Source organism: Rhodobacter xanthinilyticus (assembly GCF_001856665.1).
Lineage (GTDB): Bacteria > Pseudomonadota > Alphaproteobacteria > Rhodobacterales > Rhodobacteraceae > Rhodobacter > Rhodobacter xanthinilyticus.
Genome location: NZ_CP017781.1, coordinates 1,796,424 through 1,823,407, shown reverse-complemented (window position 1 = coordinate 1,823,407; position 26,984 = coordinate 1,796,424). Strand labels below are relative to the sequence as shown.

General features: G+C 69.1%; 25 protein-coding genes and 1 tRNA gene. 9 read left to right on the top strand and 17 right to left on the bottom strand.

Features of this window, described 5'->3' with window-relative positions; genetic code table 11:
* The first annotated feature begins 150 nt into the window (after positions 1 to 150).
* Genes ppk2 through LPB142_RS08985 form a run of 3 tightly spaced genes read left to right on the top strand, consistent with a single transcriptional unit; the run spans position 151 to position 2,886 of the window.
* Positions 151 to 1,092 (top strand): polyphosphate kinase 2, encoded by a 942-nt coding sequence (ppk2, locus tag LPB142_RS08995; protein ID WP_083392643.1) that lies wholly within the window; start codon positions 151 to 153, stop codon positions 1,090 to 1,092.
* Positions 1,085 to 1,702: a TetR/AcrR family transcriptional regulator gene (locus tag LPB142_RS08990; RefSeq protein ID WP_068766814.1), complete on the top strand. Its 618-nt coding sequence runs from the start codon at positions 1,085 to 1,087 to the stop codon at positions 1,700 to 1,702. Before ppk2 ends, LPB142_RS08990 begins: the two co-directional genes overlap by 8 nt.
* 11 nt (positions 1,703 to 1,713) lie before the next feature.
* Positions 1,714 to 2,886 carry a pyridoxal phosphate-dependent aminotransferase gene (locus LPB142_RS08985; protein ID WP_071166169.1) on the top strand — a complete coding sequence of 391 codons (1,173 nt, stop codon included), beginning with the start codon at positions 1,714 to 1,716 and terminating at the stop codon, positions 2,884 to 2,886.
* A 147-nt stretch (positions 2,887 to 3,033) separates the two neighbouring features.
* Here LPB142_RS08985 and LPB142_RS08980 read toward each other — a convergent pair whose 3' ends face one another.
* Positions 3,034 to 3,663, bottom strand: coding sequence for a LysE family transporter (locus LPB142_RS08980; RefSeq protein WP_071166168.1), 630 nt, complete (start codon positions 3,661 to 3,663; stop codon positions 3,034 to 3,036).
* Between the two features lie 2 nt (positions 3,664 to 3,665).
* Positions 3,666 to 4,112, bottom strand: a complete 447-nt coding sequence (locus LPB142_RS08975; protein WP_068766811.1) for an Lrp/AsnC family transcriptional regulator — start codon at positions 4,110 to 4,112, stop codon at positions 3,666 to 3,668.
* Positions 4,113 to 4,310: 198 nt separating this feature from the next.
* Here LPB142_RS08975 and LPB142_RS08970 point away from each other — a divergent pair, with 198 nt between their 5' ends.
* Positions 4,311 to 5,162 (top strand): TPM domain-containing protein, encoded by an 852-nt coding sequence (locus tag LPB142_RS08970; protein WP_071166167.1) that lies wholly within the window; start codon positions 4,311 to 4,313, stop codon positions 5,160 to 5,162.
* On the opposite strand, the gene LPB142_RS08965 is transcribed toward LPB142_RS08970, so the two are convergent.
* Positions 5,163 to 5,993: a DUF2059 domain-containing protein gene (locus LPB142_RS08965; protein ID WP_071166166.1), complete on the bottom strand. Its 831-nt coding sequence runs from the start codon at positions 5,991 to 5,993 to the stop codon at positions 5,163 to 5,165.
* Between the two features lie 228 nt (positions 5,994 to 6,221).
* Here LPB142_RS08965 and LPB142_RS08960 point away from each other — a divergent pair.
* The 4 genes from LPB142_RS08960 to LPB142_RS08945 all read left to right on the top strand — a co-directional run bounded on the left by LPB142_RS08960 (position 6,222) and on the right by LPB142_RS08945 (position 13,285).
* A tRNA-Ser gene (locus LPB142_RS08960) sits at positions 6,222 to 6,311 on the top strand.
* A 206-nt stretch (positions 6,312 to 6,517) separates the two neighbouring features.
* Complete coding sequence (locus LPB142_RS08955) at positions 6,518 to 9,961, top strand: transglutaminase family protein (RefSeq protein WP_071166165.1); 3,444 nt, start codon at positions 6,518 to 6,520, stop codon at positions 9,959 to 9,961.
* A 23-nt stretch (positions 9,962 to 9,984) separates the two neighbouring features.
* Positions 9,985 to 12,396 (top strand): circularly permuted type 2 ATP-grasp protein, encoded by a 2,412-nt coding sequence (locus tag LPB142_RS08950; RefSeq protein ID WP_068766808.1) that lies wholly within the window; start codon positions 9,985 to 9,987, stop codon positions 12,394 to 12,396.
* A gap of 7 nt (positions 12,397 to 12,403) precedes the next feature.
* Complete coding sequence (locus LPB142_RS08945; protein WP_071166164.1) at positions 12,404 to 13,285, top strand: transglutaminase family protein; 882 nt, start codon at positions 12,404 to 12,406, stop codon at positions 13,283 to 13,285.
* Here LPB142_RS08945 and LPB142_RS08940 read toward each other — a convergent pair whose 3' ends face one another.
* The 14 genes from LPB142_RS08940 to pyrH all read right to left on the bottom strand — a co-directional run bounded on the left by LPB142_RS08940 (position 13,286) and on the right by pyrH (position 25,905).
* Positions 13,286 to 13,498: a hypothetical protein gene (locus tag LPB142_RS08940; protein WP_071166163.1), complete on the bottom strand. Its 213-nt coding sequence runs from the start codon at positions 13,496 to 13,498 to the stop codon at positions 13,286 to 13,288. It lies immediately after the preceding gene.
* A gap of 57 nt (positions 13,499 to 13,555) precedes the next feature.
* Positions 13,556 to 14,701: a lipid-A-disaccharide synthase gene (lpxB, locus tag LPB142_RS08935; RefSeq protein WP_071167196.1), complete on the bottom strand. Its 1,146-nt coding sequence runs from the start codon at positions 14,699 to 14,701 to the stop codon at positions 13,556 to 13,558.
* A complete protein-coding gene (locus LPB142_RS08930) occupies positions 14,698 to 15,510 on the bottom strand; it encodes an LpxI family protein (RefSeq protein WP_071166162.1) in 813 nt (270 codons plus the stop codon). Before LPB142_RS08930 ends, lpxB begins: the two co-directional genes overlap by 4 nt.
* A complete protein-coding gene (lpxA, locus tag LPB142_RS08925; protein ID WP_068766804.1) occupies positions 15,507 to 16,298 on the bottom strand; it encodes an acyl-ACP--UDP-N-acetylglucosamine O-acyltransferase in 792 nt (263 codons plus the stop codon). Before lpxA ends, LPB142_RS08930 begins: the two co-directional genes overlap by 4 nt.
* A gap of 5 nt (positions 16,299 to 16,303) precedes the next feature.
* Entirely contained in the window at positions 16,304 to 16,765 is a 462-nt protein-coding gene (fabZ, locus tag LPB142_RS08920) for a 3-hydroxyacyl-ACP dehydratase FabZ (RefSeq protein ID WP_068766803.1), read from the bottom strand.
* Between the two features lie 93 nt (positions 16,766 to 16,858).
* On the bottom strand, positions 16,859 to 17,461 hold the full coding sequence (locus tag LPB142_RS08915; protein WP_068766802.1) for an OmpH family outer membrane protein: 603 nt from the start codon (positions 17,459 to 17,461) through the stop codon (positions 16,859 to 16,861).
* Positions 17,462 to 17,465: 4 nt separating this feature from the next.
* On the bottom strand, positions 17,466 to 19,862 hold the full coding sequence (bamA, locus tag LPB142_RS08910; protein ID WP_071166161.1) for an outer membrane protein assembly factor BamA: 2,397 nt from the start codon (positions 19,860 to 19,862) through the stop codon (positions 17,466 to 17,468).
* A 142-nt stretch (positions 19,863 to 20,004) separates the two neighbouring features.
* Positions 20,005 to 20,175, bottom strand: a complete 171-nt coding sequence (locus LPB142_RS19395; protein WP_198037818.1) for a hypothetical protein — start codon at positions 20,173 to 20,175, stop codon at positions 20,005 to 20,007.
* A 128-nt stretch (positions 20,176 to 20,303) separates the two neighbouring features.
* Positions 20,304 to 21,683 (bottom strand): RIP metalloprotease RseP, encoded by a 1,380-nt coding sequence (gene rseP / locus LPB142_RS08905; RefSeq protein WP_071166160.1) that lies wholly within the window; start codon positions 21,681 to 21,683, stop codon positions 20,304 to 20,306.
* A gap of 3 nt (positions 21,684 to 21,686) precedes the next feature.
* The gene (dxr, locus tag LPB142_RS19045; RefSeq protein WP_068766799.1) at positions 21,687 to 22,865 is read right to left on the bottom strand and encodes a 1-deoxy-D-xylulose-5-phosphate reductoisomerase; all 1,179 of its coding nucleotides are present in this window, start codon (positions 22,863 to 22,865) and stop codon (positions 21,687 to 21,689) included.
* Between the two features lie 11 nt (positions 22,866 to 22,876).
* Positions 22,877 to 23,683 (bottom strand): phosphatidate cytidylyltransferase, encoded by an 807-nt coding sequence (locus LPB142_RS08895; protein ID WP_068766798.1) that lies wholly within the window; start codon positions 23,681 to 23,683, stop codon positions 22,877 to 22,879.
* A complete protein-coding gene (gene uppS / locus LPB142_RS08890; RefSeq protein WP_232231001.1) occupies positions 23,680 to 24,354 on the bottom strand; it encodes a polyprenyl diphosphate synthase in 675 nt (224 codons plus the stop codon). Before uppS ends, LPB142_RS08895 begins: the two co-directional genes overlap by 4 nt.
* Before the next feature lie 119 nt (positions 24,355 to 24,473).
* Complete coding sequence (gene frr / locus LPB142_RS08885; protein ID WP_068766797.1) at positions 24,474 to 25,037, bottom strand: ribosome recycling factor; 564 nt, start codon at positions 25,035 to 25,037, stop codon at positions 24,474 to 24,476.
* Between the two features lie 136 nt (positions 25,038 to 25,173).
* Positions 25,174 to 25,905 carry a UMP kinase gene (pyrH, locus tag LPB142_RS08880; RefSeq protein ID WP_068767057.1) on the bottom strand — a complete coding sequence of 244 codons (732 nt, stop codon included), beginning with the start codon at positions 25,903 to 25,905 and terminating at the stop codon, positions 25,174 to 25,176.
* Between the two features lie 134 nt (positions 25,906 to 26,039).
* Between pyrH and miaA the strand changes: the two genes are divergently transcribed.
* A complete protein-coding gene (miaA, locus tag LPB142_RS08875) occupies positions 26,040 to 26,933 on the top strand; it encodes a tRNA (adenosine(37)-N6)-dimethylallyltransferase MiaA (protein WP_071166159.1) in 894 nt (297 codons plus the stop codon).
* Positions 26,934 to 26,984 lie beyond the last annotated feature (51 nt).

Genomic DNA, 26,984 nt, shown 5'->3' with positions numbered 1-26,984 from the left:
CATCATTGAAGCGCAGGGTTTTCCTCTTCAACGATGCCGAAATATCCCGGGGGTGAGGCCCGCGAGGGCCGAGGGGGCAGCGCCCCCTTCCTGCCTTGCGGCGCCCTCGCGCGGGTTTATAGTGGCCTGAAATCCTGACAGGAGGCGCGGATGGGCAAGAAAAAGGACAAGGCCGGGAAAAAGGCGCCGAAGGCCCCGATCGCGGCGCCCGAGCCGGTCGAGCCGGGGATTCCCTTCGTCGGCGACATCACCAAATTCCTCAACGAGGAGGCGCCCGCCGAGCTCCGTGCCGCGATCGCGGCGCGCAAGAAGGATGAGATCCTCTCGCCCTCCTATCCTTATCGCGCGGAGATGTCGAAGAAGGACTACGAGGCGCAGATGGAGCGGCTTCAGATCGAGCTCGTCAAGATGCTCTGGGATCTGAAGGCGACCGGCAAGCGCCTGGCGGTGGTGTTCGAGGGGCGCGACGCGGCCGGCAAGGGCGGCACGATCAAGCGCCTGACCGAGAACCTCAACCCGCGCTCGGCCTATGTCGTGGCGCTGCCCAAACCCTCGGAGCGGGAGGCGACGCAATGGTATTTCCAGCGCTATGTCGATTGGCTGCCCGCCGCGGGCGAGATCGCGATCTTCGACCGCTCCTGGTATAACCGCGGCGTGGTCGAGCCTGTCTTCGGCTTTTGCACCCCGGTGCAGCGGCGCCATTTCTTCGCCCAGCTCCCCGATTTCGAGAAGATGCTGGTCGAGGAGGGCATCATCCTCGTCAAGATCTGGCTCTCGGTCGACCGTGCCGAGCAGCTCCTGCGCTTCCTCGAGCGCGAGGCCGATCCGCGCAAGCAATGGAAGCTGAGCTGGGTCGATGTCGAGGGGCTGAAGAAATGGCAGCCCTATACGGAGGCGATTGCCGAGACGCTGGCCTGTTCGGATACCAGGCACGCGCCCTGGACGGTGATCCGCTCGGACGACAAGATGCGCGCGCGCATCGCCGCGATCCAGACCGTGCTGAACGCCGTCGATTACGCGAAGAAAGACCTGCAAGCCATTGGCAAGGTGGATAAATCCATCTGCGGGGGGATCAAGCTCCTGAATGGCTAAACAGGGCTATCATCACGGCAATCTGCGTCAGGCTCTGGTCGATGCGGCGCTCAAGCTGATTGCCGAGCGCGGGCCGGTCGGCTTCACGCTTTCGGAGGCGGCGAAGGATGCGGGGGTGACGCCGGCGGCGGTCTATCGCCATTTCGCCGGCCGTGAGGATCTGATTGCGGAATGTGCGCGCCAGGGCTTCGCGATTTTCGCCGATCTCCTGGAGCATGCCTGGGCGGGGGGCAAACCCTCGTCGCTATCCGCCTTCGGGGCGGTCGGGCGCGCCTATCTCGCCTTCGCGCGGCGCTTCCCGGGCCATTACATGGCGATGTTCGAAAGCGGCCTGCCGCGCGCGGGCCACCCCGATCTCGCCGCCCAGGCGCGCCGCGCCGAAGAGGCGATGTTGCGCGCGACCGAGGCGCTCACCGCCGCGATCCCGCCCGCGCGGCGCCCGCCCGCGGCGATGGTGGCGGCCCATGTCTGGGCGATGAGCCATGGCGTCGTCGAGCTCCACGCCCGCGCCGCCCCCGGCGCCGCCGCCCCCTTCGAGCCCGAAGCGCTTTTGGAAAGCGGGATCGGCATTTACCTGCGGGGGCTCGGCCTGCTCCCGCCCGACAGTTGAAAGGACATTCGATGGAACTGGCACGGCGCGTCGCCCATATGTGCGGCACCGGCGGCAATGGCTGGGAGCTGCTGATCCGCGCGCGCGGCATGATCGCGGCGGGCGAGCCGGTGACCATGCTCTCGATCGGCGAGCCCGATCACAAGACCGACCCGATGATCCTCGCGGCGATGGCGCAATCGGCGGCGAGCGGTCACACCGGCTATACCGAGATCCAGGGCATCCGCGCGCTGCGCGAGGAGATCGCCGCGCGCGTCACGGCGCGCACGGGCGTGCCGACCGGGCCCGAACATGTGCTCGTCACCCCGGGCGGCCAGGCGGCGCTCTTCACCGCCCATCAGCTGCTCCTCGATCCGGGCGATGCGGGGCTCTTCATCGCGCCCTATTACGCGACCTACCCCGGCACGATCCGCGCGGCGGGCGCCGAGGCGCGCGAGGTGGTGGCGCTTCCCCAGGACGGGTTTCAGCCGAAGGCGGCCGCGATCCGCGCCGCGGCGCCGGGCGCGAAAACCTTGCTGATCAACTCCCCCAACAACCCGACGGGCGTCGTCTATACCCCGGAAACCATTGCCGATATCGCCGCCGCCTGCGAGGCGGAGGATCTGTGGCTGATCTCCGATGAAGTCTATGAGACGCAGGTCTGGGAGGGCCCCGCGCTCAGCCCGCGCGCGCTTCCCGGCATGGCCGAGCGCACGGTGGTGCTCGGCTCGCTCTCGAAAAGCCATGCGATGACCGGCTCGCGGATCGGCTGGATGATCGCGCCCGAGGCGGTGGTTCAGGCGGGGTTCGAGCTCGCGCTGAACTCGACCTATGGCGTGCCGGGCTTCATCCAGGATGCCGCGCTCTTTGCGCTGCGCCGGGGCGCGAGCTTCGAGGCGGCGGTGGCGGCGCCCTTCCGGCGCCGGCGCGAGATCGTGCGACGGGTGCTCGGCCAGGTGCCGGGGCTGCGGCTGATCCCGCCCTCGGGCGCGATGTATGCGATGCTCGATATCCGCGAGACCGGGCTCTCCGGGGCCGCGTTCGCGAGCCGCCTGCTCGATGAGGAAAAGATCTGCGTGATGCCGGGGGAGAGCTTCGGGGCGCCGGCGGCGGGGCATCTGCGGATCGCGCTCACGCTCGAGGATGCGGCGCTCGAAGCCGCGCTGATCCGGCTGCGCGATTTCGCCGCCGCCCTGCTGCGCTGAGCGCGGAGGGGGCGCTGCCCCCGCCCGTTCCGGGCCCCCCGGGATATTTCGACATCATTGAAGAGGAAAGCCCTGCGCTTCAATGATGCAAAAATATCCCGGGGGGCCCGCAAGGGCCGAGGGGGCAGCGCCCCCACGACGGTCGTGTCAGGCGATCAGCTGGCGCAGCGCGCCGCCAAGCGCCCAGATCCCGAAAGCGGCCATCGTCAGGCTCGATGCGCGCGCGACCCAGAGCGCGAACCCGGGCGGCAGGCGGTGGTGAAGTGTCGCGACTGTGGCCGAGAGGAAGATCCACCACAGCATCGAGCCGGTGAAGACGCCCGCGACGGTGGTCGCGGCGGCGGCGGGGTTGGCCTCGCGTGCGAGGCCAAGGCCTGCGAAGATCGCGGCGAAGCTCAGGATCGTGGCGGGGTTGGTGAGTGTCAGAGCGAAGGTCGTGGCGGTGGTCGCCCAGAGCCCGCGGGTGGCGGGGGCTTGCGCGGCCAAGGGCGCCGCCGTCTTGCGCGGCCAGCCCTTCCAGCCAAGCCAGAGCAGGAACCCGCCCCCCGCGAGGCCGAGCGGCAGCGAGATGCGCGTCAGCACCGCCGCGAAGGTGGCAAAGCCCGCCGCCGCGGTCGCGGCATAGGCGGCATCGGCGAGTGCGGTGCCGATCCCGCCCGCAACGCCCGCCGCCAAGCCGCGCGCGAGCGTGCGCTGGATGCACAGCGCCCCGATCGGCCCGAGCGGCGCCGCGATCGCGAGCCCCATCAGCAAGGCCTTGAAAAACAACAGATCCATCCTCACCCCCGGAAGAGAAACGGCGCTTCGACCACGCTCGAGAGCGCGATCATCGTCTCCGAGCGCGCGATCCAGCCCACGGCTTTCAGCCCCGCCAGAAAGCCCTCCACCGCGCCGAGCCCCGCCACGCGGATCTGCACGAGATAGGACCAGGGGCCGGTGACGTGGTGGCAGGCGGTGACCTCGGGCGCGGCGGCCATCGCGGTGCGAAAGCCCGCCTCATCGGCGCCGGGGGCGAGCGCCACCCAGACGAAGGCCGCGACATCGAGCCCGAAGGCCTCGGGGTCGCAATCGGCGCGCATCGCGCGGATCGCGCCGCGGGCGCTCAGCCGCCGGATCCGGTCGTTGACGGCGGAGGTGGAGAGCCCGACCTCGGCGCCGATTTGCGCCATCGAGAGGCGGGCATCGCGGGCGAGCGCGGCGGCGATCTTGCGGTCGAGGATATCCATCGCATCAGATCCTGTAGTGTGGCCTTTATGGGATGATTCATCCGCCGCATAGGCTTTGCAACGGGTGAATTTCCGCCACCGGACCGGATCCGCCGGGCGGCTTTGCGGCGCGGACCTTTCCGGCCCCGGTCCGGCGGCGGCGCGCTTGACCTGCGGCGCCGGGGCGCGGAAAGTCGGTGCAGATCAGGGAGGCGGGCGATGTGGCGAGGAATCCTTCGGAGTTTTGCGGTGATGGCGCTGCTGCTCGGGCTATGCGGGGCGGCGCAGGCCGAGCCCTGGCCCGCGCCCGGCGAGCTTGCGGTCAATGATTTTGCGGGCCTTCTGCCGCGCGAGGCCGCCGCGCGGATCCGCGCCGAGCTCAGCGATCTGCGCGCCCGCACCGGCATCGAGGCGGTGCTCGTCACCCTGCCCACGCGCGCCGATTACGACCCCGCGCCCTCGCTCGAGGCCTTTGCGACACGGCTCTTCAACGGCTGGGGGATCGGCGACGCCACCCGCAACGACGGGATCTTGATCCTCATCCTCGCCGAGGATCGCGAGATGCGCATCGAGCTCGGCGCGGGTTACAGCCCCGAGTACGACATCCCCGCGCAGGATGTGATCGACCGGGTGATGCTGCCCGCCTTTCGCGAGGGGCGGATGGCCGAGGGGATCGAGGCGGGGGTGGGCGCGGTGCTCACCAAGATCGCCGAGCGCCACGCCGCGGGGCTCGCGCCCGCGCCCGCGCCGCGCAGCTGGGCGGGCGCCCTGCCCTTCGCGCTCTTCGCGGCGGCGGCGGCGTTCCTGGTGCTGCGCGGGCGGGTCTGGCGGCTCGGCGGGCGGCTTGCGCGCTGTCCGAGCTGCGGGCATCGGGGGATCTTGCGCGACGAGGTGGTCGAGGAGGCCGCCACCGCCACCGCCAGCGGGCGCGGCCTGCGCCGGCAAAGCTGCCCGGCCTGCGGCTGGCGCGAGAGCCGGCCCTATGCGATCGCGGCGCGCGGGCCCGGGGGCTCGGGCGGCGGCTTTGGCGGCGGGCGCTCCTCGGGGGGCGGCGCGAGCGGGCGGTGGTGATCAGAGCGCCTCGGCGGTCAGCCGCCGCGCCAGCGCCCGCCCGAGCGCGCCCGAGCTATGTTCAAACACCCGATCAAAGCCGCGGTTTTCCGCCGAAAGCAGCGCGCGCCCGGCGGGGCTTGCGGTGAACTCGGCCACGCGGGTGATCTCCTCAGGCGTGAGCGGGCTCAGCGCCAGGAACAGATAGGCCTCGACCCAGGCCGCGACATCGGCGCGGATCTCGCCCTCCTGCGCGACGACGGCGGCGATCATCTCGGGCTCGCTCACGTCATAGGGCACCCCGCCCCCGGCCGCGAGCGCGCGGTAAAAGGCGAGATTCGCATTCAGCCCGCCGGTGACATTGTTCTCGACCAGATCGCCCGCCGCGATCAGCCCGCGCACCGCCGCGATGCGCGGATCGCCCCGGTCGGCGGCCTCGGCGGCGGTGGCGAGCGCGGCGGCCTCGGCCTCCGGGTCGAGCAGCGCGCGCCGCGCGGCGATTTCGAGCGTGATCACCCGCTGGCCGAGATCGGAGGCGAGCCAGGCCTCGATCCGCGCCTGATCTGCCCCGCCAAGCGCCGCGGTGAATTCGGCGCGATAGGCCGGGATCATCCGCTCGGGCGCATGGATCGCGCGCAGCTCGCGGATCCAGCCGGGATCGGCGGCGCGGCCGAGCATCTCCTGCGAGAGGTCCTCGCCGTAAGCCACCCCCTCGTCGCGCAGGATCTCGAAGAGCGGCTCGATCTGTTGCAGATCGAGAATCCGCGCGGGGTCGGCCGCCACGGGCGCCGCGCAGAACATCACCGCAACGGCAAGCGCGCCGCGCAGGCGGGTCGCAGAGATTCGGCCCATGCGTCTCTCCTTCGTCATCCTCGCCCCCGAGGCTAGCCGATCGCGCCGCCCGCGGCCAGCCACCACCGCCCCCGCGCCCGGCCCCCGCGCCAACAAATCAAGGCCCGGATCGCGGCGCGCGCCCGAGCCTCGCAGCCCTCTCTGAAGGAATTGCAAAAATCGTGCAAAAAGCGGTTGCATGTGCCGAAAAGCCCCGCTAAATCCCCGCCTCACGAAGACCCCTGACGCGGAGAGGTGGCAGAGTGGTCGAATGCGGCGGTCTCGAAAACCGTTGTCGGTGTGAGCCGACCCAGGGTTCGAATCCCTGTCTCTCCGCCACTTTCCCCTTGATCTGAAAGTGTTTATCCGCCCCGGGCGCGCGCGACGGGCGGTTTTGCGCGGGCTCCTGCCCGGCGCCTGTCTGCCCAAAATTTCAGCGCCCGCATAGAAACCTTGCATCCCCCGCGCGAAACCGCGGCTTTTGACGTGAAGCCCCGCCCGCGCCCGCCTAAACTTGCCCCGAGCGCAACCAAAAGGCGGGCCCCATGGCGATCTACGCATCCATCCATCACCTGACGCATTACAAATACGACCGCCCCGTCACGCTGGGCCCGCAGATCATCCGCCTGCGCCCCGCGCCGCATTCGCGCACCCGCGTCATCTCGCACAGCCTCAAGGTCAGCCCCGGCGGGCATTTCGTGAACCACCAGCAAGACCCCTATGGCAATTGGCTCGCGCGGTTCGTGTTCCCCGAGCCCGTGACCGAGTTCAAGATCGAGGTCGATCTGGTGGCCGACATGACGGTCTACAACCCGTTCGATTTCTTCGTCGAGGAGAGCGCGGAATTCTGGCCCTTCGACTACCCCGAGGAGCTGCGCGAGGATCTGTCGATCTACCGCACGCCCGAGCCCGAGGGCCCGCTTCTGGCGCAGTTCATGGGCAGCGTCGATTACGCCCCGAAGCGCACCGTCGATTTTCTCGTCATGCTGAACGCGCGGATCTCGCAGGAGGTCAATTACACGATCCGGCTCGAGCCCGGCGTGCAGACGCCCGAGGAAACGCTCTCCAAACGCTCGGGCTCGTGCCGCGATTCGAGCTGGCTTCTGGTGCAGGTGCTGCGCCATCTGGGCTTTGCGGCGCGCTTCGTCTCGGGCTATCTGATCCAGCTCACGCCCGATGTGAAATCGCTCGACGGGCCCTCGGGGACCGATCACGATTTCACCGATCTGCATGCCTGGTGCGAGGTCTATCTGCCCGGCGCGGGCTGGATCGGGCTTGATCCGACCTCGGGGCTCTTGACCGGCGAGAGCCATATCCCGCTCGCCGCGACGCCGCATTTCCGCAATGCGGCCCCGATCGTGGGCGGCTTTTCCGCCGCCGGCGCGCCCGAGGTCGATTTCAATTTCGACATGGAAATCAAGCGCGTGGCCGAGCACCCCCGGATCACCAAGCCGTTTTCCGACGAGGCCTGGGAGCGGCTCAACGCGCTCGGCCAAAAGGTCGATGCCGAGCTCGCGGCGGGGGATGTGCGCCTGACCATGGGCGGCGAGCCGACCTTCGTCTCGATCGACGATTTCGAGAGCGCGGAATGGAACACCGCCGCCGTCGGCCCGCAAAAGCGCGGCCTCGCCGACGGCCTGATCCGGCGGCTGCAAAGCCGCTTCGCGCCGGGGGGCTTTTTGCATTACGGCCAGGGCAAATGGTATCCGGGCGAGAGCCTGCCGCGCTGGACCTTCTCGCTTTATTGGCGCCGCGATGGCGTGCCGGTGTGGCAAAACCCCGATCTGATCGCCCGCGAGGCGGCGCCCGAGCCGATGGGCGCGGCCGAGGCGGGCGTGTTTCTGGCGCGCTTTGCCACCAAGCTCGGGCTCGATCCGAATTACGCCCAGCCCGCCTATGAAGACCCCGCCGAGTGGATCCTGAAGGAGGCCAACCTCCCCCCGAATGTCAGCCCGGAGAATTCGAAGCTGAAGAACCCCGAGGACCGGGCGCGGTTTGCGCGGGTGTTCTCGCGCGGGCTGACCGAGCCTGCGGGCTATATCCTGCCGGTGCAGCGGCTCTGGCAATCGGCCGACAAGCCCGCGCAATGGCGCTCGGAGCTGTGGAAGCCGCGGCGCGGCCATATCTTCCTGATCCCCGGCGACAGCCCGGTGGGGTTCCGCCTGCCGCTCAACGCGCTCCCCTATATCCCGCCCGCGCAATACCCCTACGCCACCCCCGCCGACCCGACCGTCGCCGTCGGTCCGCTCCCCGATTTCCACGCCCGCATCGCCGAGCGGCGCCGCGCCGCGCAGGAGGAGATCGACCGCATCGCCCGCGAGGAGGCCGAGCGCGCCGAGATGATGCCGCCCGTCAGCCCCGGCCATGCGCAGGGCTTCACCGCCGGCGCCAAGCCCGCCGAGCGGCAAAAATGGATGCCGCAGGACGCCCATCTGGGCGAGGGTGTCGACCCCGCGGGCGGCTGGGTGCGCACCGCCCTCGCCATCGAGCCGCGCGACGGCAAGCTTTGCCTCTTCATGCCGCCCTGCGACACGCTCGAGGACTATCTCGAGATCATCGCCGCGGCCGAGGCGACCGCCGCCGATCTCGGCCTGCCGATCCATATCGAGGGCTATGCGCCGCCCCATGATGCGCGCCTCAACGTGATCCGCGTGGCGCCCGACCCGGGCGTGATCGAGGTCAATATCCACCCCGCCTCGAGCTGGGAGGAGTGCGTCGCCACCACCGAGGCGATCTATGAGGAGGCGCGGCTCTCGCGGCTCGGCGCGGATAAATTCATGATCGACGGGCGCCATACCGGCACGGGCGGCGGCAACCATGTCGTCGTCGGCGGCGCCACGCCCAATGACAGCCCGTTCCTGCGCCGCCCCGATCTGCTCAAATCGCTGATCCTGATCTGGCAGCGCCACCCCTCGCTGAGCTATCTCTTCTCCGGCCTCTTCATCGGCCCGACCTCGCAGGCCCCGCGCATCGACGAGGCGCGCCACGACACGCTCTATGAGCTCGAGATCGCGCTCAGCCAGATCGGCGACCCGGTTGCGGGCGGGCCCTTGCCGCCGCCCTGGCTGATCGACCGGCTGCTGCGCAACATGCTCACCGATGTCACCGGCAACACCCACCGCGCCGAGATCTGCATCGACAAGCTCTACTCGCCCGACGGGCCGACCGGCCGGCTCGGCCTTGTCGAGTTCCGCGGCTTCGAGATGCCGCCGCATCCGCGGATGTCGCTCGCTCAGCAGCTTTTGTTGCGCGCGATCATCGCGCGGTGCTGGAAGGCGCCGGTCAAGGGCCGGCCGGTGCGCTGGGGCACGGTGCTGCATGACCGGTTCATGCTGCCCCATTACCTCTGGGAGGATCTGCTCTCGCTCTTGGCCGATCTCAAGCACCACGGTTTCGAGATGGACCCGGTCTGGTTCGAGGCGCAGGCCGAGTTCCGCTTCCCGTTCTGCGGCCAGATCGCGGCGGAGGGCGTGCATCTCGAGCTGCGCCAGGCGCTCGAGCCCTGGCATGTTCTGGGCGAAACCGGCGCGATCGGGGGAACCGTTCGCTATACCGACAGTTCTGTCGAGAGACTTCAGGTGAAACTGACCACGCTGCATCAGGATCGTTACCGCGTCATGGTGAACCGCCGCCCCGTGCCCTTGGCCCGCACCCAGACCTCCGGCGTCTCGGTCGGCGGCGTGCGCTTCAAGGCCTGGCAGCCGGCAGAGGCGCTGCACCCGGTCTTGCCGGTCAACGCGCCGCTCACCTTCGACATCTATGATGACTGGACGGGCCGCGCGCTGGCGGGCTGCACCTATCACGTCGCCCACCCCGGCGGGCGCAATTACGACACCTTCCCGGTCAATGCCTATGAGGCCGAGGCGCGCAGGCTTGCGCGGTTCGAGCCGTGGGGTCATACCGGAGGCAGCTACACCCCGGCAACGGAGATCCCGCACCCGGAATTCCCGTTGACGCTTGATCTGCGGCGGCCCATAGGGCTCGTCTGACCTCTCAGGAGCCGGTGCCCCCGATGGCCGAAGCGCAGAAAACCCCGCCGCAAGACCTGTTTGCGGCCTATGGCCTGACCCCGGGCGTCGCGGATGAACTCTTCGACGCCCAAGGCCAGATGCGCCCGGTGTGGCGCCGCTTCGTGGAGCGCTTCACCCGCCTGAGCGATGCCGAGATCGCCGCGCGGTTCGAGCGCGGCAACCAGTATCTGCGCGATGCGGGGGTGTTCTTCCGGCAATATTCCAACGACCCGCTGGCCGAGCGCGAATGGCCGCTCTCGCATATCCCGGTGATCTTGCACGAGCGCGAATGGGAGGGGATCTGCGCGGGGCTGGCCGAGCGCGCCGATCTGCTCGAGCGGGTGATGGCCGATCTCTACGGGCCGGGGCGGCTCGTCGCCGAGGGCCATCTGCCGGCGGAGCTCATCGCGGGCTCGCGGCAATGGCTGCGCCCGATGGTCGGGGTGGCGCCGAAGGGCGGGCATTACCTGCATTTTCTCGCCTTCGAGATCGGCCGCTCGCCCGACGGGTCGTGGTTCGTGCTGGGCGATCGCACGCAGGCGCCCTCGGGGGCGGGCTTTGCGCTCGAAAACCGGATGGCGACCGGGCGGATCTTCCCCGAGCGCTTCCCGCGCGCCCATATCCATCGGCTGGCGGGCTTTTTCGGCGCCTTCCGCACCGCGATGACGGGGCTCGCGCAGGGCCCCGGCGGGCGCGAGCGCGGCACCGCGATCCTGACGCCCGGCCCCTCGAACGACACCTATTTCGAGCAGACCTATATCGCGCGCTACCTCGGCATGATGCTGCTCGAGGGCGAGGATCTTCTGGTCGAGGACGGTCAGGCGATGGTGCGCACGATCATGGGGCCGCAGCCCTTGGGCGTGCTCTGGCGGCGGATCGACGCGGCCTTCGCCGACCCGCTCGAGCTTGACCCCACGAGCCAGATCGGCGCGCCGGGGCTGATGGAGGCGGTGCGGCAGGGCAATCTGGCGATGGTCAATGCGCTCGGCTCGGGCGTGCTCGAGATCCGCGCGATGATGGCGTTTTGGCCGCGCATCGCCGAGGTGCTGACCGGCAAGCCGCTCGCGATCCCCAATATCGCGACCTGGTGGTGCGGCGGCGGGCCCGAGCGCGCCTATGTCGAGCAAAACGCCGCGCGGATGATGATCGGCTCGGCCTATGCGGTCGATCTGCCCTTCGATCTGGGCGCCACCACCGCGCTTGGCACGAAATTCCGCGACAGCGCGCGAGAGAGCATCGCCGACTGGCTCACCCAGGAGGGCGGCCAGCTCGTCGGTCAGGAGGCGGTGACGCTCTCCACCACGCCCGCCTGGGTCGAGACCGAGGCCGGCGGGCGCGTGCTGCCGCGGCCGATGACGGTGCGGGTCTTTGCCGCGCGCACCCCCTCGGGCTGGCAGTTCATGAAGGGCGGCTATGCGCGGATCGGGCGCACGGGCGATGCGGGCGCGCTCGCCATGCAGCGCGGCGGCTCCGTCGCCGATGTCTGGGTGGTCGCCGATCAGCCGGTGAAGCCCGAAACCCTGATCCCGCCCAGCACCGAGTTCCGCCGGACCACCTCGGGCACGCTGCCCTCGCGCGCGGCCGACAATCTCTACTGGCTCGGCCGCTATGTCGAGCGCACCGAGGATGCGATCCGGCTGATCCGCGCCTATCACCTGCGCCTCGCCGCCACCGACAACCCCGCCGACCCGCGGCTCAAGGCGCTCGAGAGCTTCCTCGCGCCCTATGGTTACACGCTCGACGAGCCGATCCCCGAGGCGCTGATCGGGCGCATCGAGATCGCGCGGGGCTGTGCGGCGAAGGTGCGCGACCGGTTCTCCACAGATGGCTGGGCGGCGCTCGGCGATCTGGTGAAAACCGCCCGCCAGATGAGCCGCACCGCGCGCCCGGGCGATGATTGCGCGCGCGCGATGTCGGTTCTGGTGCGCAAGATCACCGGCTTTTCCGGCCTCGTGCATGAAAACATGTATCGCTTCTCGGGCTGGCGGTTCCTCAGCTTCGGCCGCGCGCTCGAACGCGCCGATGCGCTGGCGGCGATGCTTACGGTCTTTGCCGATCCGCAGGCGCCGGCGGGCTCGCTCGACATTGCCGTCGAGGTCGCCGACAGCGTGATCACCCACCAGCGCCGCTACCGCGTCGAGACCTCGCGCGATACGGTGATCGACCTGCTCGCGCTCGACGGCGACAACCCGCGCTCGATCCTGTTCCAGATCCAGCGGATGCGGGCGCTCGCGATGGCGCTGCCCGATGCGGTGACGAACGGCCGCCTCGCGCCGCTCTCGCGCGCGCTCGTGCCGATCCAGAGCGCGCTGCAGGTGGCCGAGCCGCGCGAGATCACCTCCGAGCGGCTGATCGCGCTGCGCGGCGAGATCGCGGCGGCCTCCGATCTGCTCACAACCGCCTATCTGCGCTGAGGGGCCCATGCGTTACGACATCCGCCTCGTGATCGATTACAGCTACGCCGCCCCCGCCGATCACACGCGCAACCTGCTGCGGCTCTTGCCCTCGGATGCGCCCGGCACCCAGCGCGTGACGCGCCGGCTCCTGAGCATCGACCCGCTCCCCGATGAACGCCGCGACAGCCTCGATTTCTTCGGCAATGCGATGACCTCGGTCGCCTGGCACAAGCCGATCTCGGCCGCGGCCTTCACCCTCACCGCCACCGTCGAGCGCGCCGCGCCCCCTCCCGTGCTTGACCTCTCGCCGCCGCTCGCGGGCCTTGCCGCCGAGATCGCGGCCGAGCAAAGCCTCGCCCCGCAGGCGCCCCACCATTTCCTCGGCGCCTCGCCGCGGATCCGCCCGGTGCCCGAGATCACCGCCTTCGCCCGCGCGCTGATCACCCCGGGCATGACCGCCTTCGCCGCGATCGAGGCGATCGGCCGCGCGCTTCACCGCGAGATGCGCTTTGACGCCGAGGCCACCACCGTCGACACCGCGCCGCTCGAGGCCTTCACCGCGCGCCATGGCGTGTGCCAGGATTTCGCGCAGGTGATGATCGCGGGCCTGCGCGGGCTCGGCATCCCGGCGGGCTATGTCTCGGGGTTTTTGCGCACCTTCCCGCCGCCCGGCCAGCCGCGCCTCGAGGGCGCCGATGCGATGCATGCCTGGGTGCGGGCTTGGGCGGGGGCGCAGATGGGCTGGGTCGAGTTCGACCCGACGAATGACCAGCCCGCCGGGCTCGATTACATCACCGTGGCGATCGGGCGCGATTATTCCGATGTCGCGCCGGTGCTGGGCGCGCTGCGCACGGCGGGCGCGCATGAGAGCCATCAGGCGGTCGATGTGGTGCCGATGGAGCGCTGATCAGCGCAGGGCGAGCCAGGCGGCGATATCGGCGGCGGCCTGCGGGCCGGGGGTGTGGTGCGTGGCAAGATAGGCGCTGAGCCAGGCCGCGAAATCCTCGGCCGTGCGCGCCCCCGCGCTTTGCGCCACGAGTTTCGCCGGGTCGCGATGACAGCGCGCGCAGGCCTTCTGATAGGCGGCGGCGCCTGCGGCCGGGTCGGGCGTAGCCGCCATGCCCGCCGGCGAAGTCAGGGCAAGTGCGAGGATAATCAAGAGCTTACGCGTCGTTCTTCATCCAAGCTTCGCAAGCACCGAGCGCGCCGCGCGCAGCCCCGGCGCCTCGCCGCCCTCGCCCAGCCGCGCCATCGTCACCTCCATCGCCGCCGCCTGCGCGCCGCGCGCGCCCGCGTTCTCCAATAGCTCGAAAAGCGCCGTCGCGATCAGCCCGGGCCGGCAGCGCGGGCCGAGGAACTCCGGCACCGCCCGGGTCTCGGAGACCAGATTGACCAGCGTCACCGTGTCGATCTTCACCATCCGCGAGGCGATATGCCAGGTCAGGAAATTCGCGTCATAGGCGATCACCATCGGCGTGCGGTTCGCGGCGAGCTCGAGGCTGACCGTGCCCGAGGCCGCGAGCGCGAGATCGGCGGCGGCGAAGGCCGCGCGCTTGTCGGCCGTCTCCTCGACGACGATCGGCGCGACCGGCCAGCGCGCGGTCATCTCGCGCACGAGCGGCGCCACGCCGCGCACGGTCGGCAGCACCACCCGCAGCCCCGGCTCGCGGTCGCGCAGCCGGATCAGCGCCTCATCGAACCGCGGCCCGAGGCGCGCGACCTCGCCCCGACGCGAACCCGGCAGGCACAGCACCAAGGGCTGTTCGGGGCCGATCATATGGGTCTCGCGGAAGGCCGCCGCCTCGGCGCGGCTCGCGCGCGGCTCGGCCACGACCGGGTGGCCGACGAAATCGCAGCTCATCCCCGCGGCCTCCATATAGGGCGGCTCGAAGGGCAAAAGCGCGAGCACATGGTCGATGACCTCGGCCATTTTCGCCGCCCGCCCGGGCCGCCAGGCCCAGACCGAGGGCGCGACATAATGGATCGTGCGCAGCTCCGGCCGCGCCGCACGCGCGGCCCGCGCGACGCGCAGGCAGAAATCCGGGCTGTCGATGGTGATCAGCGCATCGGGGGCAAAACCGGCGACGGCCTCGGCGGTCTCGGCGATGCGGCGTTTGAGGGCGCGGTATTTCGGCAGCACCTCGACGAGGCCCATCACCGACAGCTCCTCCATCGGGAAGAGGCTCTCGAGCCCCTCGGCCGCCATCAAGGGCCCGCCGACGCCCGCGAAACTGACCCCCGGCGCGAGGCTTTTCAGCCCCGCCATCAACGCCGCCCCGAGCTTGTCGCCCGAGGCCTCGCCGGCGATCAGAAAAAGCTTCAAGCCTCCCGCGCCCATAGGAAAACTCCTGCGTTTTCAGCGGCTTTGATGGTTTCCTCGCGGTCGAGGAGCAAGATCCCCCCGGCCTCGAAGGCGATCCCCGCAAGGCCCGCGGCGGCGGCGTTCGCCACCGTTTGCGGCCCGATCGCGGGCAGATCGACGCGCCGGTCCTGGCCGGGTTTGGGCGCCTTGTAAAACACCCCGCGCGCGCCCGCGGGCTCGGGCAGGATCGCGCGATGAGCGCCCGCGAAGGCGAGCATCGCATCGGTGCCGGGCAGGCTTTCCACCGCAAGACAGAGGCCCTGCGCCACCACCGCGCCCTGCCCCACATCGGCCGCGCCAAGCGCCGCGACGATCTCGGCCGCGCGCGCGGCGTCTCGGGTATCGGCCTCCGAGGGCGCGCCCGCGAGGAGCCCCGCCCCGGGCACGAGCGCGGGCGCGATCTGATCGGCGCCGACGACCTCGAGCCCCCACTCCTCGAAGAGCCCGATCACCGCGCGCAGGCTCGCATCATCGCCCGCCTGAAACGCCGGCAGAAGCCGCGGCACGAGGCTCGCGGTGCGCATGTCGAAAAGCTCGGGCTCGAGCCGCGGGCGCCGGATCGCGCCGGCGAAACAGACCTGGGTGATGCCGCGCTCGACCAGCGTGTCGAGGAAGGGCACCAGCCGTTCGATGCGGAAGACGAGCGGCTCGGCGCCCGCGACCGCGCAGGCAAAGCCATGGAGTTCACAGATCAGCATCCCCGGCCGCGCCGCCGCCAGAAGCCCCGGCAGCGCCCCCGTCCCCGCGATCAGCGCCACATCTGCGCTCATCGCGGCGTCAGGAAGCTGCGGTCCGAGGGACCGAGGATGAAATCGAGCACCTCGCGGGCGAGATCGCCCTCGACGCCCTCGTCATGGAGCTTGCGGGCCTGTTCGCGGAAATTGCCCTCCGAGAGCGCCATGTAGAGCTCGCGCAGCGCGCTGATCTCGGCGCGCGGCGTGCCGCGGCGCTTCAGGCCGACGAGGTTGAGCCCCTCGAGCCCCGCCCGCGGCCCGGCCACGAGCGCATGCGGGATCACATCCGAGGTCACCATCGAGAGCGCGCCGATGATCGCGCCGCGCCCGATGCGCACCCATTGATGCACCCCCGAGAGCCCGCCGACGATCACGTCATCCTCGAGATGGCAATGCCCCGCCACCGCGACCGAATTGACGAGGATCACCCGGTTGCCGATCGTGACATCATGGGCGACGTGACAGTTCGCCATGAAGAGCCCGTCATCACCCACACGTGTCACGCCGCCGCCGCCCTCGGTGCCGGCGTTCATCGTCACATATTCGCGGATGCGGTTGCGCGCCCCGATCACAAGGCGGGTCTTTTCGCCTTTGAATTTAAGGTCTTGCGGGATCTGGCCGAGCGAGGCGAAGGGGAAGACCGAGGTCTCGTCGCCGATCTCGGTATCGCCCGCGATCACCACATGGCTTTGCAGCCGCACCGCGCGCCCAAGCCGCACCTCGGGGCCGATCACGCAAAACGGGCCGATCTCGCACTCGGGGCCGATCACCGCGCCGGGCTCGATCACCGCCGCAGGGTGGATCTTGGCGGAGGGGTCGATCATCGCGATCAGCCCTTCAGATCCATCATCGCGGTGAACTCGGCCGAGGCCGCGAGCTCGCCCTCGACCAGCGCCCGGCCCTCGAATTTCCAGATCTTGCCGCCGCCGCGCAGCGCCTTGACATGCAGCTCAAGACAATCGCCCGGCACCACCATGCGGCGGAACTTGGCCTTGTCGATGCCCATGAAATAGGTCAGCAGATCCTTGCCGATCACATCCATCGACACGCCGACGAGCACCGCCGCGGTCTGCGCCAGCGCCTCGATGATCAACACCCCCGGCATGATCGGTTTCGCCGGGAAATGGCCCTCGAAATGGGGCTCGTTGGCGGTGACCATCTTGATCCCCACGGCGGTCTCGTTCGGCACGATATCGCGCACCTTGTCGACGAGGAGGAACGGATAGCGATGCGGGATGATCTTCTTGATCAGATCGAGATCGGCGGTGGTGTGGGGGGCAGCTTCGGTCATCGGATCTCCGTCGATCTGGGGCGCGCTCGGGCGCGGTCAGCCACTTGCTAGCAACCCCGGGCAGGCTTGGCAAGAATTGAGGCGCCGCGCGGGTTATTCGGGGGTGGCGGGGGTGGCGGCAGGCTGGCCCGCGCCCAGTTTCTCGTCGGCGAGCGCGATCAGCTCGTCGGTCACGTCGATCCCCGCCAGCGCGCGGATGATCACCCGCCGGTCGATCACCATCGCCGCCTTGTGCTCGGCCAGAAAGCCGTCGAGCAGCGGCACGAGCGCGGCGATGAAGGCCTGCCGTTCGGCCTCGAAGCGGCGGTTGAGCGCCTCGGCCTTGGCGTTTTGCGCGGCGCGGATCTCGGTCGCTTTCTTGTCGAAGGCCTGCGCCTCGGTGCGGAAGGCGGCGGGCTCCATGCCGGCGCGGCGGTCGGTGAGGGCTTTTTCCTCGGCGACGAGATCATCGGCGATGCGGTTGTTCTCGGCGGTGAGCGCGGCGCCCTCGGCGGCGATCTCGGCCTGCACCCGCTTGCCCCAGGCCGAGCCGTCATAGAGCTCTTCCCAGTCGAGGGTCAGGATCTGCGCGCCGGGCGGCACATCGACCGGGGTCTGGGCGGGCGCGGCGGGTGCGGCCAGAAGCAGCGCGCCGAGCGCCAGCGCGCCCGCGATCCGCCCCCCGAGCGCCGCCGTCCCTGCCCCGCGCCGCGCCATCGGCTCAGAACTTCGTCGAGATCGTCATGTCGAAGGACTGTTCCTTGTCGTAGTCCTCTTTCTTGATCGCCTTCGAGAAGTTGAAGCGCAGCGGCCCGAGCATCGTATCCCAGAACACCGAGAAGCCGACCGCCGAGCGCCAGTTCAGCCCGTCGTCGATCGAGCCCGCGCAGACCGAGGTCACGGGCGTCGCGCAGGCGCCCGCGGTATCGTCGAGCCCCCAGACCGAGCCCGCATCGAGGAACAGCCCGCCATGCACGCCATATTCCTCCGGCAGGCCGACCGGGAATTCGGTCTCGAGCCGGACGGCGGCGAAATATTTGCCGCCGAGCGCATCCTGGTTGGGCGCGTTGAGGTCGCGCGGGCCATAGCCGTTGGTCTCGAAGCCGCGGATCTTGCCGTTGCCGGTGAAGCGGTCGAGCAGGATCAGGTTCGAGCCCGAGCGCGCATGCACCGCGCCGCCCTCGATCTCGGCGCGCAGCGTCACCTCTTCTTGCCAGACCTTGCGCTCGACGCGGGCGAGCGCGGTCGTGGTCAGCGCATCGACATCGCCGCCAAAGCCCGCCAGATCCTGGTTGAGATCGAAGGTGAAGCCCCAGCGCGGGTCGAGCCCGGTCAGGCGCGTGTCATAGCTATAGGTGTAGCCAAAGGCCGATTTCGCGCGCTCGCCCTTCAGCTCTTCGGCATAAAGCACCGGCGAGGAGCCGGAGAAGATGCCATCGCCATCGGGGTCGGCGATCTGTTCGACATCATAGATCTTGTCGCGCGAATAGGTATAGCGCAGCTCGAGCCGGCCGTTTTGCGACAGCGGGAATTCGATCGCCGGCGAGATGCCGATCGAGCGGGTCGAATATTCCGAGCTGTCATCCTCGGAGGTATTGTACCAGAGGTTGAATTTGCCCTGCAGATCGCGGCCCAGCAGATAGGGTTCGATGAACTTGATCTGGTTTTGCTTGGTGCCCGAGGTGGTGGCGAGCGAGATGCCGAGATATTGGCCGCGGCCGAGGAAGTTCTGCTCCTCGAGCGAGACCGCCGCGCCGATCCCGGCCGATTTGCCGTAGCTCGCGCCGAAGGAGAGCGAGCCGGTCGGCTGTTCCTTGACGTTCACATCGACGACGACCTGATCGGGGCCGGAGCCCTGTTTGCTGTCGACCTGCGCATCCTCGAAGAAACCGAGCGCGCGGATCCGTTCGGCGGAGTTCTTGATCTCGCGCGGGTTGAAGGCATCGCCCTCGGCGGTGTGGAATTCGCGCCGGATCACCTGGTCCTGGGTGGTGGTGTTGCCCTCGATGTCGATCCGCTCGACGAAGACGCGCGGGCCGCGGATCAGCGCGAAATCGATATCGAGCGTCTGGTCGCGGTCATTGCGGGTCACGCGCGGCTCGACGCGGACGAATTGCGCGCCCTTGCGCAGCGCGAGCTCTTCCATCCGGGTCACGGCGAGGTCGATCGCATTGGGCGAATAGACCACGCCTTCGCGGATCTTGGCCTGTTTCTGGAACTCGGCGGCGTCGAGGCCCTCGATCTCCGAGCTGGTGGTGATCTTGCCGAATTTGAACTGCTGGCCTTCGCGGATGTTGAAGGTCATGAACACGCCATCGCGCGCGCGGGTCATTTCCGAAGAGACGCCGGTGACCTGCACATCGACATAGCCGCGCGAATGGTAAAAATCGGTCAGCAGCTGGCGGTCATAGGCGACGCGATCGGCGACATAGGTGTCGCGCTGGATCAGGGTGCGGAAGACGCCGGCCTGTTTGGTGTTGACCACCTGGCGCAGGCGGCGGTCGGTATAGGCGCGGTTGCCGGTGAAGGAGAGCCGCTCGACCTCGGTGACCTTGCCCTCGGTGATCTCGAAGGCGACATCGACGCGGTTGTTGTCGCGCTTGATCACCTTCGGGTTGACCGAGACGTTGATCCGGCCGGCCTCGGCATAGGCCTTGGCGATGGCGGCGGCATCGGCCTCGACGAGCGCGGGCGAGAACACCTTGCGCGGCTGGGTCGAGACGAGCTTGCCGAGGTTTTCATCCTTCAGCCGCTTGTTGCCCTCGAAGTTCACGACATTGACGGTCGGGTATTCCTTGACGGTGATCACCAGAGTGCCGCCCTGCGGCGCGATCTCGACCGATTCAAACAGGCCCGAGCCCTGCAGGCGCTGATAGGCGTCGTTCAGATCGCCCGAGCTGATCGTCTTGCCGCGGGCGATTCCGGCGTAGGAGATGATCGTGGCGGGCTCGATCCGCTCGTTGCCGACGATTTTCAGCGCCGAGAACTGATAGTTCTGGGCCTCGGCGAACTGCGGCGTCGCGGTGCAAACCATTGCCACAGAAAGCAAAATTGCCGCCCGTTTGGACAGTTCCGCAGTGATGCTCCGACCGGCGCCGCGCTGCAGCAGATGTTTCATCGTCAGTCCCCGTTTTCGCGCGGTTTGCGCCCTTCACAGACGTGACTAGCGGGAAAGACGGGGCTTGTCAAAACGCGAAGGCGCGGGAGGGCCCGCGCCTTTCGAGAGAGCAGATTTCCGCCGGTTTTGCGGCGTTTTTGCCTCAGACCTGAGCCGGCAACATCTCGGGGGTGATCACGTCGATCAGCTGCGCGCCGAGCAGCGTGCCCGCGGCGAGCGCCACGAGGATCGCAAGCGGCACCAGGATTCGGTCGAGGTTCAGCTCGACCATCGCCGACAGGCCGCGCACGCCTTCGTTCAACACCATTTGCATCGCACCATCCTCCAGACTTCGGCTCTCCTGCACTCATTACCGGTGGAATGGGGCCGAAATGAGGCGCGGCGGCGCGAAAATCAAAGGGCGCCCGCGGGCGCCCTTTCGGTGGTCCGGCCGGGGCGGGCTCAGGGGCAGAGGAGATCGTTCGAGAGCCCGAAGATCATCATCGTGAAGACCAGCGCCATGCCGAGCGCCATCAGCCCGTTGAAGACCTTTTCCGAGGGCGGTTTGCCCGCCACCGCTTCCCAGGTGTAGAACATCAGATGCCCGCCATCGAGCATCGGGATCGGAAAGAGGTTGAGGAAGCCCACCGCCGTCGAGAGCATCGCGATGAACCAGATGAAATCGGGCATCCCCGATTTCGCCGCCGCCGCCGAGCCCTCGGCGATGCCGATCGCGCCATGCAGGTTGCACGAGGAAATCTCGCCCGCGATCATGCTCCACAGCCCCGAGAGCGAGGTGGTGACGATCGTCCAGGTGGTGGCGACCGCGCCGGTGAGCGCCTCGCCAAGGCCGGTCGCGCGGGTCTCGGGCTCGAAGGCGAAGGAGCCGGTCGCGCCGATCAGCCAGCGGGTCTCGAAGCCGCCCTCGGGCAGCGGCAGATCGGTGCGTTTGGGGGTGAGCGTGACCTCGAAACGCGTGCCCGGCAGCGCGGCCGGGCTGCCCGCGGCGCCCTCGTCCACCGCCTCGGGGCGCCAGATCGAGAGCGTGAGCGGCGCGCCATCGCCCGCGCCGACGATCTCGCGCAGCGTCTCGAAGCGCCAGACCGGGCGGCCATCGACCGCGGTGATCACATCGCCCGCCCGAAGATCGGCCGCATAGGCCGCCGATTGCGGGGTGACGCCGGCGAGCCGCGGCGGCAGGAGCTGCGGGCCCTCGATCTCGGTCTCGCCGCCTTCGCGCGCAACCCGGTAGCGCAGCGTCGCCGTCGCGGCGGGCGCGGCATCGGCGGCCTTGTTCAGCGCGGCATAATCGGGCGTCGCGAGCCCCTCGACCGCGACGATCCGGTCGCCCGCGCGCAGGCCCCCCGAGCCCTCGGGCAGCGCCACGATATCGCCCACGGTGGGCTCATCGGTCGCGGTGCCGGAGTAGAGCATCAGCCCCGCGATCACCGCGATCGAGAGCAGGAAGTTGAAAACCGGCCCCGCCGCGACGGTCGCGGCCCGCGCCCAGAGCGGCGCCCCCGCCATCGTGGCGCGCAGCTCCTCGGGCGAAAGCCCCGCGACGGCTTCGGCATCGGTGCCCGCCGAGGCCGCATTGGCATCGCCGAGGAATTTCACATAGCCCCCGAGCGGGATCGCGGCGATCTGCCAGCGGGTGCCGCGCCGATCGACGCGCGAGACGAGCTTCGGCCCGAAGCCGAGCGAGAACACCTCCGCCTTGATCCCCGACCAGCGCCCGACGATGTAATGGCCATATTCATGCACCGCCACGATGATCGACAGCGCGACGACAAAGGAGCCCACCGTCCAGAGGGCGCTCAGGAAGCCCGGCAAGATGTCCAAAACTCAGACCTTTCCGCTCGAAATGCTTTGGTGAAGGCGCGCGCGCGCCTCCGCATCGGTTGCCATGACGTTATCGAGGCTGATCGCGACATTTCCAAGGCCCTGGCGCGCTGACATTTCAGAGAGCACGCTTTCGACGCCCCGCGCCATGTCGAGAAAGCCGATCTGGCCGGCGATGAAGGCATCGAGCGCGGCCTCCTTGGCGGCGTTGAAAGCCGCGCCCGCGGTGCCGCCGATCGCCATCACCTCACGCGCGAGCGCCAGCGCGGGGAAGCGGGTCAGATCGGGGGCGCGGAAGGTGAGCGCGCCGATCGCGGCGAGATCGAGCCGCGCGACGGGCAGATCGCGCCGCGCGGGCCAGTTCAGCGCATAGCCGATCGCATGGCGCATATCGGGCGCGCCCAGATGCGCCATCAGCGCGCCATCGGCGAAGCCCACCAGCGCATGCACGAGGCTCTCGGGGTGGACGAGAACCTCGATCTTCTCCGGCGCGATCTGGAAATATTCCTTGGTTTCAATGACTTCGAGCGCCTTGTTGAACATCGAGGCGCTGTCGATCGTGATCCGCTGGCCCATCGCCCAATTCGGATGGGTCGAGGCCTCGGCGACGGTGGCACGGGCCAGCCGCTCGAGCGGCCAATCGCGGAAGGCGCCGCCCGAGGCGGTGATGATCACCCGCTCGACCGCCGAGATCTCCTCGCCGACGAGCGCCTGAAAAACGGCGGAATGTTCGCTGTCGACCGGCAGGATCCGCGCGCCGTGCCGCGCCGCCTCGGCCAGCAGCAGCGGCCCGGCGGTCACCAGGCTCTCCTTGTTGGCGAGCGCGAGCGTCGTGCCATGTTTGAGCGCGGCAAAGCCCGGCGCGAGGCCGGCGGCGCCGACGATCGCGCTCATCACCCAATCGGCGGGCCGCTCGGCCGCCTCGACGAGCGCCCCCGCCCCCGCCGCGGCCTCGATCCCGGAGCCATGGAGTGCGGCGCGCAGCGCGGGCAGGCAGTCTTCATGGGCCGTCACCGCGATCTCGGCGCGCAGGCTGCGGGCCTGGCTTGCCAGGAGATCGACATTGCGCCCGCCGGTCAGCGCGACCACCTGATAGGCCTCCGCGCCGCCCTGGCGGGTCAGCAAATCGAGCGTATTCACCCCGATCGAGCCGGTGGCGCCAAAAACCGAAACCCTGCGCATGATCTTTCCTTTCAGAGCGCCGTGAGCACGAGGCGCACGACGAGCACCGCCATCACCGCCCCGATCAGCGCGTCGAACCGGTCGAGCACGCCGCCGTGGCCCGGGATCAGCGTCGAGCTGTCCTTGACGCCCGCGCGCCGCTTGAGCCAGCTCTCCGCGATATCGCCCATCTGGCCGGCGAGCGCGAAGACGGGCGAGAGCCACAGGAGCAGGTGCGGCCCCGCAAACGCCATGAAGGCCGCCCCGACGAGCCCCGCGCCGACCCAGCCCGCCACCGTGCCCGACCAGGTTTTCTTCGGGCTGATCGCGGGCCAGAATTTCGGCCCGCCGACCGCGCGGCCGACGAAATAGCCCGCGATATCGGAGGCGATGACGAGCGCGATCAGCCACAGGATCTCGGCCGAGCCGAAGCCCTGGCGCAGCGCCACGAGCCCGTAGCCGGTGAGCATGATCGCGAGCGCATAGACCGAGGCGAGCGGCTTGTCGCGGCGCGCGCCGACGGTGAGCAGCATCGAGGGCAGCGCCAGAAGCGGCATCAGGAACGGGTCATGGCGGAACAACACCGCCGCCAGCGCGCCCGCGCCGATCAGGCCGATGAGCTTGGCATTGCCCGGGCGCGCGGGCGCGGTCATCGCGGCGAGCTCCCAGATCATCAGCCCGGTGACGAGCACCGCGAGCGCGGCGAAAGCGATCCCGCCCGCCCAGATCGCGCCGCCGCCAACCACCACCATCGCCAGCGCCGAGAGCGTGCGCGCGCGCAGATCGCCCCAGCGGCCGCCGCCGCCCGCCCCCGCGCCGGCTGTGCCGCCTGCGCTCATGCCTTGGCCCCGCCGAAACGCCGGTCGCGGGTGCCAAAGCGGCTCAGGATCTTGGCGAGCTCCTCGGGGGTGAATTCGGGCCAGAGCGTCTCGGTGAATTCATATTCGGCATAGGCCGCCTGCCAGGCGAGGAAATTCGAGGTCCGCGTCTCGCCCGAGGTGCGGATCACGAGATCGGGGTCGGGCAGGCCCACGGTATCGAGCCGCGCGGCGAGCGCCTCTTCGCCCAGATCCTCCGCCGAGATCAGCCCCGCGGCATGGTCACGCGCGAGCCGCGCCGCGGCGCGGGCAAGCTCATTGCGCCCGCCGTAGTTGATCGCGACGGTCAGCGTCAGGCGGGTGTTGTCCTTGGTGCGCTCCTCGATTCCGCCCATCAGACGCGCGAGCTTGCCATCGAGCCGCCCGCGTTCGCCGATGAAGCGCATCCGCACGCCGAGCGAGGCCAGCTCATCGGCCTCCTTCTCGATGTAGCGCGCGAAAATCCCCATCAGACCAAGCACTTCCTCGGTCGAGCGCTTCCAGTTCTCGGTCGAGAAAGCGTAGACGGTGAGGTAGCGCACGCCCATGTCGGGCGCGGTGCGCACGATCTGCTTGATGCGCTCGGCGCCGCGGCGGTGGCCGGCGAGGCGCGGCCAGCCGCGGTTGGTGGCCCAGCGGCCGTTACCGTCCATGATGATCGCCACATGCGCGACGCCGTAATCGACGCCACAGATCGGCGCCTCGGGGTCGGCGGGGGCAACGGGAGCGGATTTGCGCGCCATGGGGAGGCCTTTCGCTGCGAGGCCGGGCCTCAGACGTGCATGATCTCGGCTTGTTTGGCCTCGAGCGCCTTGTCGATCACCGCGATATGCTTCTTGGTGAGCTCCTCGACCTCGGCTTCCCAGAACTTCACATCGTCTTCCGACATGCCGTTGCCCTTGGCCTTCTTGATCTGGTCCATGCCGTCGCGGCGCACGTTGCGGATCGCGACGCGGGCGTGTTCGGCATATTGGGCGGCGACCTTGGTGAGCTCCTTGCGGCGCTCCTCGTTGAGCTCGGGGATCGGCAGCATCACGATCGTGCCGTTGGTCTGCGGGTTGATGCCGAGGCCGGAATCGCGGATCGCCTTTTCGACCTTGGCGACCATGCCCTTGTCCCAGACGTTGATGGTGACCATCCGCGGCTCGGGGACGTTGATCGTGCCGACCTGGTTGATCGGCGTGAGCTGGCCATAGGCGTCGACCATCACCGGCTCGACCATGGTGGCCGAGGCGCGGCCGGTGCGCAGCGTGCCGAATTCATGTTTGAGCGAGGCCATCGCGCCTTCCATGCGGCGTTCGAGGTCGTCGGTGTCGATTTCGAGTTCGTCGGACATGGGTCCTCCCGGGGTCTTTGCATTCGGAGTGGTTGTAGCGGGCTTTCGGCCCTGTGGGTAGGGGGAACGGGGGCGCTGCCCCCGAACCCCCGAGATATTTGGGGCAAGATGAAAGGGATAGGCGGGGCGCCGCCGGTCAGCCCTGCACGCGGGTATAGGTGCCCTGCCCCGCGAGAATCCCGCGGAAGCCGCCTGGCTCGTCGAGCGAGAAGACGATGATCGGCAGGTTGTTGTCGCGCGCGAGCGCAATCGCGGAGGCATCCATCACGCCGAGGTTCTTTTGCAAGACCTCGTCATAGGAGACGGTGTCGTAGCGCTTGGCGTCGTCGAATTTCTTCGGGTCCTTGTCGTAGACGCCATCGACCTTGGTGCCCTTGAAGATCGCCTCGCAGTTCATCTCGTTGGCGCGCAGCGTGGCGGCGGTATCGGTGGTGAAATAGGGGTTGCCGGTGCCGGCGGCGAAGATGCAGATGCGCTTCTTCTCGAGGTGGCGCACGGCGCGGCGGCGGATATAGGGTTCGCAGACCTGATCCATCGGGATCGCCGAGATCACCCGGGTGTGGATGTCGAGCGCCTCGAGCTGCGCCTGCATGCCGAGCGCGTTCATCACGGTGGCGAGCATGCCCATATAGTCGGCGGTGGTGCGCTCCATGCCCTGCGCCGAGCCCGCGAGGCCGCGGAAGATATTGCCGCCGCCGATCACCATGCAGATCTCGACGCCCATGTCATGGACCGTCTTGACCTCGCGCGCGATGCGGGCGACGGTCGGCGGGTGCAGGCCGTAGCCCTGGTCGCCCATCAGCGCCTCGCCCGAGATCTTCAGCAGAACGCGTTTGTATTTCACCGCCGGTTCATTCTCGACAGTCATCTCGGGGCCCCCAATCTTGCGGTTGTCATTGCGCCGCAAAATGTCGCAAATGGCGGGCGGGTTCAACCTCGGGAATTCCCTGCTTTGGGGGGAATTTTCGTTTCGCTTCGGCCACGCAGGGGAAAACAGGGTAAATGACCGCAATTGCCGCAAAAATCCCCGCCGATCGGCCGGTTCTGATCGCCGGGCCGACGGCCAGCGGCAAATCGGCGCTTGCGCTCGAGATCGCGGCGGGCGCGGGCGGGGTCGTGGTCAATGCCGATGCGTTGCAGGTCTGGTCGTGCTGGCGGGTGCTTTCGGCGCGGCCCTCGGCGGGCGATGAGGCGGCGGCGGCGCATGCGCTTTATGGCCATCGCGCGCCGGGTGAGGACTATTCGGTGGGCCATTGGCTGCGCGAGGTGGCGGCGATTTTCGCGGCCCATCGGGCCGGGGCCGGGCCGCGGCCGATCGTCGTGGGGGGCACGGGGCTTTATTTCACCGCGCTGACGGAGGGTTTGGCCGAGATCCCGCCGACGCCGCCCGAGATCCGCGCCGAGGCGGATGCGCGGCGGGTGGCGGAGGGGCATGCGGGGATGCTGGCCGAGCTCGATGCGGCGAGCGCGGCGCGGGTCGATGCGCGCAACCCGGTGCGGGTGCAGCGTGCCTGGGAGGTGATGCGCGCGACCGGGCGGGGGCTTGCGGCCTGGCAAGACGAGACGCCGGCGCCGATGCTGCCGCTCGGGGGGGCGACGGCGCTGGTGATCGAGGCGGAGCGCGATTGGCTCGCCGAGCGGATCGACCGGCGGTTTGATCTGATGCTGGCCGAAGGGGCGCTCGAGGAGGCGCGCGCGGTCTTGCCGATCTGGGAGCCCAGGGCGCTTTGGGCGCGCGCGATCGGGGCGCCCGAGCTCGTCGCGCATCTGCGCGGCGAGCTGAGCCTCGCGGAGGCGCGGATCCGCGCTCAGGCCGCCTCGCGCCAATATGCCAAGCGCCAACGCACATGGTTTCGTGCCCGGATGGGGGCTTGGCACAAGATCCTGCGCGGGTGAGCGAGCTTTGCAACACTTCGCCGATTTTCCAGAAAACTGTTGGAAATAAAG